The sequence below is a fragment of the Okeania sp. SIO3I5 genome (assembly GCF_010672085.1).
Classification (GTDB): Bacteria; Cyanobacteriota; Cyanobacteriia; order Cyanobacteriales; family Microcoleaceae; genus Trichodesmium.
This window is the reverse complement of record NZ_JAAHHT010000268.1, coordinates 1-12,137: the sequence shown is the minus strand read 5'-3', so window position 1 is coordinate 12,137 and position 12,137 is coordinate 1. Positions and strand designations below refer to the sequence as shown.

The following is a 12,137-nucleotide window of genomic DNA, read 5'->3' as shown; positions in this document are numbered from 1 at the left end:
TTTATTCTCTTACTGTTCATATAGTATTTGTCACCAAGTACCGAAAAAAGGTAATTGCCTCTGAAATACTCCCGCAGTTACATAAAATATTTGATGAAACCTGCCAAAAGTGGGAATGTGAGTTAGTGGAGTTTAATGGTGAAGTTGACCATGTACATTTGTTAATCACATTTAACCCAAAAGTTCAACTGAGCAAATTTATAGCCAATCTCAAAACTGTTTCTAGTAGGTTGATCCGGAGAGACTTTGCTGATTACTTAGCTAGGTTTTACACGAAACCTGTACTGTGGACTGGTTCTTATTTTGTTGCTAGCGGAGGAGGTGTAACTATTGATCAATTAAAGCAATATGTTGAACATCAATCGACACCTACATAACCTCGCTGTTGGCAATTCCCCTCCCGTTAAATCGGAGATTATAACGGGAGACCCCTTGCCGAATCAAGTTGGGACAAAGTTGAAAGTCGAAAATCAAAAGTCAAGAGTTAAATCGGTAAGATAAGTTTTGATGAAGCTAAAAGTTTGAAATATGTATGGCGAATATTTTTTTCATCCTCATTAAAAAAATAAAATACCTGATTTTTTGGTCAACAATTTGAGCTATAGCAGTGAACTCTGGCTTGCTTTACAGTCCAAACCCTCTAAAGTAAGCTTGAGTCAACAAAAATTTTCAATACAAAGTGCGCACTTTGCTGCTTAAATGAGAAAATTTTATAATTTCTTAAAACAAATAGATGGTTTAATTATCATATCTTGTAAAAACCTGAGCTATACTTTAGAAACCAAAATTAAATTGTTGGCTAAGAAAAAGTTACTTTTAATACCATTTTGATCGTTTAATGTTAATTTAATTGTAATAACATAGAAATTATAAATATGTATGGATGTCAGCAAGAGCTAATTAAAAGTCCAGAAAGTATCCCGTTTTTAGAATACTTATGTACCACGGTTAACCGACTTATTAATTATGGGATTTATTTGGCTAGAAAATGGTATTTTAAGTTGGGATACATCACGGGAAAACACGACTTAGAGAAGCAATTAAGTCAAATCATAATTATCAATTTATTCATTCTCAAGCAGCAAAGCAAACCTTGAGACTACCTGGAAAAGTGAGTTGATGATAGATGAATATTTGTCTATAAACTTACAAACTCTCAAGATCCAGAAGTGGGAAACAGCTTTAGTAAAAATGTCACGCTAGAATAACCATTAGAGCAACTTTAAGAGATAGGAATTAATTTATGTTTGAACGCTTCACGGAAAAAGCAATCAAAGTTATTATGTTGGCCCAAGAAGAGGCTCGCCGCTTGGGACATAACTTTGTGGGGACAGAACAAATCCTCCTGGGTCTCATTGGAGAGGGTACAGGGGTAGCAGCTAAGGTTCTGAAATCTATGGGTGTTAATCTCAAAGATGCTCGGATTGAAGTAGAAAAGATAATTGGCCGTGGTTCGGGATTTGTGGCAGTAGAAATCCCTTTTACTCCCAGAGCTAAAAGGGTTTTAGAATTATCTTTGGAGGAGGCACGGCAATTAGGGCATAACTATATCGGTACAGAGCATCTACTTTTGGGTTTAATTCGAGAAGGAGAAGGAGTAGCTGCTAGAGTTCTAGAAAATTTAGGGGTAGACCTCTCTAAAGTCCGGACTCAAGTAATTAGAATGTTGGGTGAAACGGCAGAGGTAACTGCTGGTGGTGGCGGTGGGCGTACTAAAACTCCTACTCTTGATGAGTTTGGTTCAAATTTGACTCAAATGGCATCTGAAGGTAAGTTGGACCCAGTGGTGGGAAGGCAAACTGAAATTGAAAGGGTAATTCAAATCCTAGGTCGTAGAACTAAGAATAATCCAGTTTTGATTGGAGAACCTGGTGTAGGAAAAACGGCGATCGCTGAGGGTTTGGCACAACGGATTGCTAATAATGATATACCGGATATTCTGGAAGAAAAGCGGGTGGTTACTCTGGATATTGGTCTCTTGGTTGCTGGTACTAAATATCGGGGTGAGTTTGAGGAACGTCTGAAGAAAATTATGGATGAAATTCGTTCTGCGGGTAATGTCATCTTGGTTATTGATGAGGTTCATACTCTGATTGGAGCTGGTGCTGCTGAGGGGGCTATTGATGCGGCGAATATTTTGAAGCCTGCTTTGGCTCGTGGGGAGTTACAGTGTATAGGGGCGACTACTCTGGATGAGTATCGGAAACATATTGAACGGGATGCTGCTCTGGAACGTCGTTTCCAACCAGTTATGGTGGGTGAACCTTCTGTTGATGAAACTATTGAGATATTATTTGGTTTAAGGGAGCGTTACGAGCAACACCATAAATTGAAAATTTTGGATACTGCTTTGGAGGCTGCTGCTAAGTTATCAGACCGTTATATTAGCGATCGCTATTTACCGGATAAGGCTATTGATTTGATAGATGAAGCTGGTTCTCGTGTCCGGTTGATTAATTCTCAATTACCTCCGGCAGCTAAGGAATTGGATAAGGAGTTACGTCAGCTTCTGAAGGAAAAGGATGAGGCGGTTCGTTCTCAGGATTTTGATAAGGCGGGAGAGTTGCGCGACAGGGAAATGGAAATTAAGTCGGAAATTCGTTCTCTTGCTCAGAATAAAAAGCTCGACTCTACCAACGAAGATGATTCTCCAATGGTGACTGAGGAGGATATTGCTCATATTGTGGCGAGTTGGACTGGGGTTCCGGTTAATAAGTTAACTGAGTCTGAGTCTGAGAAGTTGCTGCACATGGAAGATACTTTGCACCAACGTTTGATTGGTCAGGAGGAGGCTGTAAGAGCGGTATCTCGTGCTATTCGTCGGGCAAGGGTGGGATTGAAAAATCCTAACCGTCCTATTGCTAGTTTTGTTTTCTCAGGACCTACTGGAGTTGGTAAGACTGAGTTGACTAAGGCTTTAGCTGCATATTTCTTCGGTTCTGAGGAGGCGATGATTCGCTTGGATATGTCGGAATATATGGAACGTCATACTGTTTCTAAGTTGATTGGTTCTCCTCCTGGTTATGTGGGTTATAACGAGGGTGGTCAGTTGACGGAGGCGGTTCGTCGTCGTCCTTATACTGTGGTGTTGTTTGATGAAATTGAAAAGGCGCACCCTGATGTATTTAATATGTTGCTCCAAATTTTGGAGGATGGTCGTCTGACTGATGCGAAGGGTCGGACGGTTGATTTTAAGAATACTTTGATTATTATGACTTCTAATATCGGTTCTAAGGTAATCGAGAAAGGAGGCGGTGGTCTTGGTTTTGAGTTCTCGGAAAATGAGGCTGATGCTCAGTATAATCGAATTCGCAATTTGGTGAATGAGGAGTTGAAACAGTATTTCCGTCCAGAGTTCTTGAACCGTTTGGATGAGATTATTGTGTTCCGTCAGTTGACTAAGGATGAGGTGAAGGAAATTGCCGTTATTCTGCTGAAAGAGGTATTTAGTCGGTTGACGGAGAAGGGTATTACGTTGGAAATTAGCGATCGCTTCCAGGAGCGGTTGGTTGAGGAGGGTTATAATCCTAGTTATGGGGCGAGACCTTTGCGTCGGGCAATTATGCGTTTGCTTGAGGATAGTTTGGCTGAGGAGATTCTTTCTGGCAAAATCAATGAGGGCGATACTGCTGTTGTTGATGTTGGAGAGGATGGTCAGATTACTGTTTCTAAGAGTGAGGAAAAGGAAAAACGAGAGTTGGTGCCTCAAGGTGTTGAGTAGGATTTAGTTTCTTTCGGGAACGGAAGTTAAATTGATTTTGGATGGAAAAACGGCAGGGAATTTAAATTCCTTGCCGTTTTTTATTTTAGGCAATTAGTGATATAAGTAGGGATTGCTGAAAAAGTCTAAAAGCATTTACAGATAAAGGTTTTAGCTTTTTTAAGTCTTGAAAAAGTACAAGGTTTTTGTTCTAAAAGGCTCAAAAACTGAGGATTTTGGGTTGACGCTCTTGCTGAAAAATCAAGGGAAATTCTTCCTCCTGCCTTCTCAAAATTACCCATTCCTCCTGTCTTCCCCTCCTGGGAGAGGTTAGGGGTGGGTTGTCTCCTGTCTCCTGTCTCCTACCCTTCAATTTTTGGATACTATCAGAAAAAATTTGTCAATGGTTACAATTGCTTAAGCACCTACACCTGTTCAAAATTAGTTTTTTTGAGATTTATTCATCCGTAGAAAGGGTATAAATTTTTGCACCCTATATTGACGAAAAATAGAAGGTTGTAGCTTTTTCAAGGGAAAATTTCCTATTTTTAAACACAAGATAGGCACAATAAACTATGTATCTTAATGATACCAAACCGCTGAAATAACGCAAGTACGTGAAATATTTTGTAACAATTAGCCGAAATCAGATTTTTTTTTATAAGCAGAAAAAATAATAATAGTTGATTATATTTTTTTTACTTATGCTTTTGCGTTCTTGCGGGAAACTGTTTTTTGATTTTGGTCATAGAAGAAGGCGATCGCAACTTCTGTAAGGAAGATTTTAAATAGGGAATCAACAGAATAGGCAATTAATGCCTGCATAAGCACTTAAATGGTTAGAAAGAGAAGCTTATGACAGTTATATGAGTTTTTTTGGTGCAGTAGAAAATCCATACGAAAAACTTGGGCACAGAATAGGTAATTAATGCCTGCATAAGCACTTAGAATCCGGTTATACGATGTATGTTTATAGCTCTATAATTGCTTCAATATTTAATCTCCCCATCTCCCCCAACCATATAATAAGTATTCAACTTTGTAACACAAGCATCCTGCTTGTTACAGGCTGGAAGCCTGTGTTACAAATTACGATAACTAATTACCCGAATTCTATATAAAGTAGTTTTTTTTGTAGGTTTTTAGTTCCCACAATTTTATAATTACAATCTTCTTTTCTTTAAAAAATATCTAGTTAATTAGAACTCATTCGCTAGTTTCAGGACAGTATCGTGAGTTGTTTTATCAAGGTAAAATTCTAGGATGATTAATTTTTCTAGTATTGGTTTTATTAAGTCTAAATATCCTGTTTGTTTGGCTTTTCAAAGTACACCAACTGTACCTGTAATTTTTATGCCTAAATCTCTAGCATAATTTCTGGCTAAACCATCATCTACGATCGCTAAGGAATCAGAAATTTTTAACGCTAAAGCCATTACTTCCTTTTCACCGCGACCAAGAATATCTCCCATTTTTGAGAATTAAGTTAAATTTAAGTCTGGTGATGGATAGATTTGAAACCACGAGTAATTTTCTATTTTTGGCACACCAACTGCTAGATTTTTTCCCTCTTCTAGTTTTATAAAAACCCCCTGGGGTAGAATAATATTTCCATAAAGTTGAGGTAATAACTCAAGTAAATTCGTTTGATATAAATACTGGATAGGGGAAGTATTACTAATAACATTAGGTATTAGCCAAATCGTCAATTAGTTCGGCTTCGGTTAGTTTAAAAGTATTAACGCCATAATCCTCTAATAACAATTCCACTGATGGCTAATACTGTACCAATTAAAAATATTCTGACTTTTCTATTCATTGATTTGCTCTAGAAACTAACCGATAATTTTTAACTTTTGCCTATCAATAAAAATACAGATATAACAAGAGCTAAAAAATTGCTTTTAACTATTAGGCTTTAATATTATTTTGAACATCAATGTTTTGTCAGTCGGAAATTGTCCTGAATTTAATGTCTGAAAAAGTCAGAAAATGTCATATTAAATTTTTAGAGAATAATTAAGGCTTAAAGTTTTTCCTAATAAATGATAAAAAATCAAAAAAATCTTTTTAATCAATCCTCTTGTTTTGAAGAAGAGATAATTATTACAGCAGATTTCAATATGTAGAAGTACAGATATTAATATTAATAATTAAATGTTCCCAGTGTGGGCATCTTGCTCGCATGGATGTACCTCACCAAAGTGGAATCTTCTGTAATTATTAATTGTTAATTATTAATTATTAAAAGTATGGATATTCAAGATGTTTTAAAACTTGCAGATAGTCTAGTTTTTAATCACATGGGAAAACACTTGGATGACTTACAAAAAACGATAATTGAAGGTGTTTGTCTGGGTGAAAAATATGCAGATATAGCAGAAAAAATTCCCTGTAGTGAAGGTTATGTTAGAGATAAAGCTTCAGATTTATGGAAAGTATTATCAAATTTGTCAGGTGAAGAAATTAATAAATCAAATTTTTGTTCTGCCTTAGAAAGATTACAATTTTCGATATCATCAAGTTTTGGTCTTGCTAACCTTGTTGGAGTTACAAATAATTTAAGTTTATGTAGCGATCGCCTCCCCTCTTCAGAAGATAAAACAAACGGCAAAAAGAGAAATAAATCGGCAAACAAAAAATCAGAAAACCATATTACAACCTTACCAAATAAAAATATTAGAGAAGCCCCCGAACTAGGGAAAATCTACGGTCGAATTAAAGAAATATCTACCCTAGAAAATTGGATATTACAAGAAAACAGTCGGTTAATAGGAATATTAGAAATTAGTGGTATTGGCAAAACAACATTATCACGACATTTGCTAGAAAAAGTACAAGATAATTTCGACTATATTATTTGGAAAAATCTATATCATGCTCCCTCTTTATCAAAACTAACCGCCCAATTAGTCTTGTCATTATCAAATCAAATTTATATTAACTTTTCCTTATCCGAAACAACAGAAAAAAATTCACTCTTAGATTTAGAACTAGAAACATTACTATCTATATTTTATGAATATTTGCGCAATTATCGGTGTTTAATAATTTTAGATAATTTGCAGGCAATCTTAGCAGAAAATAAATTTTCGGGAAATTATCAAAATCAATTTCAAAACTACAGTCAATTTTTTCAAAATATAGGCGAACTACCTCATCATAGCTGTTTAATATTCAATAGTTGGGAATCACCATTAGAAATAATCAATATGACAGGTCTGAAAACTCCCGTGAGAATAATGTCATTAAATGGCATTGGAGAAACAGCAAGAGAAATTTTTAAAGAACAAAATTTATCCGATGAAGAAACCTGGCAAAAATTAATTGATACCTATCGAGGCAACCCTTACTATTTAAAAACAGTATGTCGGATGATTCAAGAAATATTCAATGGCAAAGTCAGAGATTATTTAGCGTACAATAGCCTATTTTTAGGCGATGAAATTATTGCTAAATTAGACCGAAATTTTCAAAGATTATCCTTATTAGAAAAACAGGTAATATCTCAATTAAGTCAGATAGATAAACCTGTAACAGTGACAGAAATTTTAGAAAAATTACCACTATCACCACCCCAGGTACTTCAGACAATTCAATCATTAGGAAGACGCTCATTAATTGAAAAGATTACACAAGAAAAATTGACATTATTTACAGTATCGCCAGTAATTAGAGAATATGGAAAAATCCTAGATAAAATTCATAATTAATCTAGAGATGATTCTAAATTTCTTTGAGTAATTTGAGTGATTAATGCGTAATAAAACTGGCAAAAAGTCGAGGGGAGGCAAGAGGCGATCGCTCCACTTCAGAAAATCTCTACTTACCTCTAGAAAGAGCAGATATCTGGAAAAGTCTCTGACAAATTTTCCACTACCTATATATAGAAGTTAAATTTTCATCTCTTAGGAAAACTGGCAAAAAGTTGGGGGGGGTAGGCAAGAGGCGATCGCTATACTTCAGAAAATATCTATTTACTTCTAGCTAGAGCAGATATTCTGGAAAAGTCTCTGAGAAATTTTTGACTTATAGAAGTGAAATTTTCATCTCTGATAAAAACTGGCAAAAAGTTGAGGGTAGGCAAGAGGCGATCGCTCGACTTCAGAAAATCTCTACTTACCTCTAGATAGACTAGATATTTTGGAAAAGTCTCTGAGAAATTTTCTACTACCTATATATAGAAGTGAAATTTTCACCTCTTAGGAAAACTGGCAAAAAGTTGGGGGGTAGGCAAGAGGCGAGCGCTATACTTCAGAAAATATCTATTTACCTCTAGATAAAGTAAATATTCTGGAAAAGTCTCTGAGAAATTTTTGACTATCTATATATAGAAGTGAAATTTTCATCTCTTAGGAAAACTGGCAAAAAGTCTAGGGGAGACAAGAGGCGATCGCTCGACTTCAGAAAATCTCTACTTACCTCTAAAAAGAGCAGATATTCTGGAAAAATCTTTGAGAAATTTTCGACTATCTATATATAGAAGTGAAATTTTCATCTCTGATAAAAACTGGCAAAAAGTTGAGGGTAGGCAAGAGGCGAGCGCTCCACTTCAAAAAATCTCTACTTACCTCTAGATAGACTAGATATTTTGGAAAAGTCTCTGAGAAATTTTCTACTACCTATATATATAAGTGAAATTTTCATCTTCAGAAAATCTCTACTTACCTCTAAAAAGAGCAGATATTTTGGAAAAGTCTCTGACAAATTTTCCACTACTTATATATAGAAGTGAAATTTTCATCTCTTAGGAAAACTGGCAAAAAGTCTGGGGTAGGCAAGAGGCGATCGCTCCACTTCAGAAAATTTCTACTTACCTCTAGATAAAGCAGATATTCTGGAAAAGTCTCTGGCAAATTTTCCACTACCTATATATAGAAGTGAAATTTTCATTTCTTAGAAAAACTAGCAAAAAGTCAAGGTAAAGCAAGAGGCGAGCGCTCCACTTCAGAAAATCTCTACTTACCTCTAGATAAAGCAAATATTCTGGAAAAGTCTCTGAGAAATTTTCGACTATCTATATATAGAAGTGAAATTTTCATTTCTTAGAAAAACTAGCAAAAAGTTGGGGGGTAGGCAAGAGGCGATCGTTCGACTTCAGAAAATCTCTACTTATCTCTAGATAAAGCAAATATTCTGGAAAAGTCTCTGAGAAATTTTCCACTACCTATATATAGAAGTGAAATTTTCATCTCTTAGGAAAACTGGCAAAAAGTTGGGGGGTAGGCAAGAGACGATAACTCTACTTCAGAAAATCTCTACTTACCTCGCTCAAGAGCAAATATCTGGGAAAAGTCTCTGAGAAATTTTTGACTATCTATATATAGAAGTGAAATTTTCATCTCTGATAAAAACTGGTAAAAAGTCGAGGGGAGACAAGAGGCGATCGCTCAACTTCAGAAAATCTCTACTTACCTCTAGAAAGAGCAGATATTCTGGAAAAGTCTCTGACAACTTTTCGACTCTCTATATATAGAAGTAAAATTTTCATCTCTGACAAAAATTGGCAAAAAGTTGGGGGGGAGGCTTGAGGCGATCGCTCCACTTCAGAAAATCTCTACTTACCTCTAGAAAGAGCAGATATTCTGGAAAAGTCTCTGGCAAATTTTTGACTCTCTATATATAGAAGTAAAATTTTCATCTCTGACAAAAATTGGCAAAAAGTTGGGGGGGAGGCTTGAGGCGATCGCTCCACTTCAAAAAATCTCTACTTATCTCTGTTATTGAGCAAATATTCTGGAAAAGTCTCTGAGAAATTTTCGACTAACAATATAGAAGTAAAATTTTCATCTCTGACAAAAATTGGCAAAAAGTCGATGAGAAATTTTCGACTATCTATATATAGAAGTGAAATTTTCATCTCTGACAAAAACTGGTAAAAAGTCGAGGAGAGGCAAGAGGCTATTGCCAAATTAAATCCTTCGTGGTTTGATTGTAAATGGTTATCCGGTCTATCTTTAATATGCTCCGAAACAGTTTATGGAAGATATAACTACTAAACCAAATTTAGTTAAGATTTTAGGTAATTGTAAAATTTCCTACTAAGATTACCATCATAAGTCAATACTGAAAAATCAGATATTGTCAAATTCAATCCTTTATGGTTTCATGGGTACTTGGTTATCGAGTTTATCCTTGATTTGCTCCGAAACAGTTATGAAAGATATAAATACAGAACCAAATAAAGTTGGTACAACAGAAGCAGCATTTCTTTTAAATATTTCTACCGCTAGACTCAGGTTACTTCTAAGGCAAGGTCGCCTCAAAGGAGCCGAAAAAGTCGAACGGTTTTGGGTAATTCCTTTAAATAGTCGAGGAATGCCAGAAATTACCCCAGGTCGTCGAGGTCCTCAAGGAACTTGGAATAAAGGATTCCGTACAGGCAATACTTTTATTCATGTGTTGCGAAAAGAAATTGACTATAACCGAGACCATGGTACTTCCCTTCCAGCCATCTCTGTCAAACAAGGAAACAGAAACGATTACTGCCACGAAGTAGAAATTCTGGGAAATTGCAAAATCATCTATCGACCTCATAAACCTAACAGAAGTCAAGCAGGTGGCGCTCGTCTGTGGATTGAGACGGAGCCTGATGTTGAAATTATTCGTAAATTTTTCCGAGATACAAAACTAGATGAAAATAAACCCCAAGGTTCTAGTTAATTTAGAGTCTAATTTTTAGATTCAACTAATTTTTATCTATATCAATAATTATAGTGGTGTCGGCTTGTTTAAATTGGCTGGCATTGTGGGTTGTTATGCAAATAATTCAAATAATTAATGATATTTCTAACAATATTGATTTTTCTAAAAATCATTTTTGAGGGCTAATTACAGAAGTTAAACAGTTAGACATAACTGGGTATAGGTGGTTTAGCTAAAAATCGAAATGTCAGTATTATCAAATATCAGTATTATTTATTTGCAAAAAACTTAAGTTTTGATTTTTCCCCGCTACTGCTACAGCAGCTATATAATTAGCTTGAGGAATAAATTGATGTAAATACCAATGAGATGCTTCTTCAATATCTCCATTAATACTAAAAAACTCTACTGGTTTTTCTGGGGTTAAACAAATTTCTACTTTTTCTAAACCACCGGCTAATCCATCTCCAGTTGCTTTTAAATAGGCTTCTTTACAAGTCCATAGTTTGAAAAATGTTTCTTGTTGTTTTTGAGGAGGAAGTTGACTAATAAGGTTGTATTCTTGGGGAGAAAAAAAACGTTTTGCTAAATTTTCAACGTCATTCATTGGGCGAATATATTCTAAGTCGATGCCTATTAAATTAACTTGGGTAATTGCATATAAAGCTAAATCTTGAGAGTGGGATAGGTTAAATAATATTGAGGTATTTGTTAAGTATGGTTTGCCGCGATCGCTATAGGCAAATTGTAATTTTTGGGCTTCAATATTTAAGTAACGGCTGAGAATTTTTCTGAGTGTTCCTCTGGCAATTATGAAGCGATTTTTGTCTTTTTCAAAATAAAATCTTTTGGCTCTTTCTATTTCATCTGAAGATAATATTGTTGATAATTTCTCAATTTGACCAGAGGATAATTTTAGGTTTGTACTCCAAATATGAACGTTATTTTCTGATAGTTCTAATTTTTTTTCTGGCAGATTGAGAAACATTTATTATTAATTATCTGATTATTTTAGTTGAATAAAAAATCATGCGTATAGGCGAACTAACCCCATGATACTTTTATCTTACTAGAGGCAATCGCCAAATGCAACCGCTTGAAAAAACCTGATCAAATCGCTCAAATATTGGCAAATATCAAAAGGAAAAACACCACGGTCACGTTTCGTCAATCATTAACGTCAAAGACTTGTCACAATGTCAGCCAAAAGGTTCGCACTGTGGCATAACCAATGATTCCCAGTTAGAGACTGAGATGCTATAATAGTCATGACGACATAAAATCGCATCCCAGGACTTTATCACTTTATTTAGTTTATTCCACGCGCTCCAGACGTGCTTTCCTTTGTTCACCAAAGGATAGGCGGTTAAGGAGCGCGGTAGTCGTTCTGAAAGTCTCATCCCACGTCGAGCCATAACTAGGGCTGCCGCTTCGTCACTAGCTAATCCATACATTCGGACGTATTTAACCAGACCAATTAAACTGCTGTATGCTGGATTGACTTTGATTAGTTTTATACCCCGATTACTCAGAATTGCTTCTAATTTTTCCGAAAAAAGACTATATGCCCAACTAGATAGCATTCGAGAGTATTTTTTACCCTCCTCTCGTAGTTGTTCTTTCTTCTTACCAAAATCCAGATTTTCTACTACTACTGGGCTTGCATATTTATCAGCTAATTGCTGAATTTGAAGAACCGCATTAACTATTTGACCATCTTGCTTATTCTTTGGCAATCCCATTTCTAATGGTATCTGTCCATGTTCTCTTAAATTTCCATCTGCATCACAGT

Annotated in this window: 12 protein-coding genes and 1 pseudogene; 5 read left to right on the top strand and 8 right to left on the bottom strand. The window is 35.6% G+C overall.

Annotated elements, in window-relative coordinates; translation table 11 throughout:
- Both tnpA and F6K40_RS34475 read left to right on the top strand, forming a co-directional pair.
- Positions 1-377: IS200/IS605 family transposase (tnpA, locus tag F6K40_RS34480; RefSeq protein ID WP_293142927.1), on the top strand; the 377-nt coding region annotated here is incomplete at its 5' end.
- Positions 378-1,243: 866 nt separating this feature from the next.
- Positions 1,244-3,721: an ATP-dependent Clp protease ATP-binding subunit gene (locus tag F6K40_RS34475; protein WP_293142924.1), complete on the top strand. Its 2,478-nt coding sequence runs from the start codon at positions 1,244-1,246 to the stop codon at positions 3,719-3,721.
- Between the two features lie 125 nt (positions 3,722-3,846).
- On the opposite strand, the gene F6K40_RS34470 is transcribed toward F6K40_RS34475, so the two are convergent.
- Both F6K40_RS34470 and F6K40_RS41680 read right to left on the bottom strand, forming a co-directional pair.
- A complete protein-coding gene (locus tag F6K40_RS34470) occupies positions 3,847-4,002 on the bottom strand; it encodes a hypothetical protein (protein WP_293142921.1) in 156 nt (51 codons plus the stop codon).
- 1,020 nt (positions 4,003-5,022) lie between these two features.
- A pseudogene (locus F6K40_RS41680) lies at positions 5,023-5,409 on the bottom strand (PIN domain-containing protein).
- Between the two features lie 543 nt (positions 5,410-5,952).
- Here F6K40_RS41680 and F6K40_RS34455 point away from each other — a divergent pair.
- The gene (locus tag F6K40_RS34455; protein WP_293142912.1) at positions 5,953-7,413 is read left to right on the top strand and encodes a helix-turn-helix domain-containing protein; all 1,461 of its coding nucleotides are present in this window, start codon (positions 5,953-5,955) and stop codon (positions 7,411-7,413) included.
- 43 nt (positions 7,414-7,456) lie between these two features.
- Positions 7,457-7,597, top strand: a complete 141-nt coding sequence (locus F6K40_RS34450) for a hypothetical protein (RefSeq protein WP_293142909.1) — start codon at positions 7,457-7,459, stop codon at positions 7,595-7,597.
- An 818-nt stretch (positions 7,598-8,415) separates the two neighbouring features.
- Here the strand turns inward: F6K40_RS34450 and F6K40_RS34445 are convergent.
- From F6K40_RS34445 to F6K40_RS34430, 4 genes are all read right to left on the bottom strand, one after another.
- Positions 8,416-8,556, bottom strand: a complete 141-nt coding sequence (locus F6K40_RS34445) for a hypothetical protein (RefSeq protein WP_293142906.1) — start codon at positions 8,554-8,556, stop codon at positions 8,416-8,418.
- Between the two features lie 182 nt (positions 8,557-8,738).
- Positions 8,739-8,864, bottom strand: a complete 126-nt coding sequence (locus tag F6K40_RS34440) for a hypothetical protein (RefSeq protein ID WP_293142903.1) — start codon at positions 8,862-8,864, stop codon at positions 8,739-8,741.
- Positions 8,865-9,013: 149 nt separating this feature from the next.
- Positions 9,014-9,154, bottom strand: coding sequence for a hypothetical protein (locus tag F6K40_RS34435; protein ID WP_293142900.1), 141 nt, complete (start codon positions 9,152-9,154; stop codon positions 9,014-9,016).
- A 253-nt stretch (positions 9,155-9,407) separates the two neighbouring features.
- Positions 9,408-9,560, bottom strand: coding sequence for a hypothetical protein (locus tag F6K40_RS34430; RefSeq protein ID WP_293142897.1), 153 nt, complete (start codon positions 9,558-9,560; stop codon positions 9,408-9,410).
- 221 nt (positions 9,561-9,781) lie between these two features.
- Between F6K40_RS34430 and F6K40_RS34425 the strand changes: the two genes are divergently transcribed.
- Positions 9,782-10,363, top strand: a complete 582-nt coding sequence (locus tag F6K40_RS34425) for a DNA-binding protein (protein WP_293142894.1) — start codon at positions 9,782-9,784, stop codon at positions 10,361-10,363.
- Positions 10,364-10,601: 238 nt separating this feature from the next.
- On the opposite strand, the gene F6K40_RS34420 is transcribed toward F6K40_RS34425, so the two are convergent.
- Positions 10,602-11,333, bottom strand: a complete 732-nt coding sequence (locus tag F6K40_RS34420; protein WP_293142891.1) for a 4'-phosphopantetheinyl transferase family protein — start codon at positions 11,331-11,333, stop codon at positions 10,602-10,604.
- Between the two features lie 211 nt (positions 11,334-11,544).
- A partial coding sequence (locus F6K40_RS34415) for an IS200/IS605 family accessory protein TnpB-related protein (protein WP_293142888.1) occupies positions 11,545-12,137 on the bottom strand: 593 nt, incomplete at its 5' end.

Coding starts and splice junctions, on each gene's coding strand:
- F6K40_RS34470 (WP_293142921.1), bottom strand. CDS start 4,002: ATGGGTAATTTTGAGAAGGCAGGAGGAAGAATTTCCCTTGATTTTTCA.
- F6K40_RS34420 (WP_293142891.1), bottom strand. CDS start 11,333: ATGTTTCTCAATCTGCCAGAAAAAAAATTAGAACTATCAGAAAATAAC.
- F6K40_RS34450 (WP_293142909.1), top strand. CDS start 7,457: ATGCGTAATAAAACTGGCAAAAAGTCGAGGGGAGGCAAGAGGCGATCG.
- F6K40_RS34475 (WP_293142924.1), top strand. CDS start 1,244: ATGTTTGAACGCTTCACGGAAAAAGCAATCAAAGTTATTATGTTGGCC.
- F6K40_RS34430 (WP_293142897.1), bottom strand. CDS start 9,560: ATGAAAATTTCACTTCTATATATAGATAGTCGAAAATTTCTCATCGAC.
- F6K40_RS34455 (WP_293142912.1), top strand. CDS start 5,953: ATGGATATTCAAGATGTTTTAAAACTTGCAGATAGTCTAGTTTTTAAT.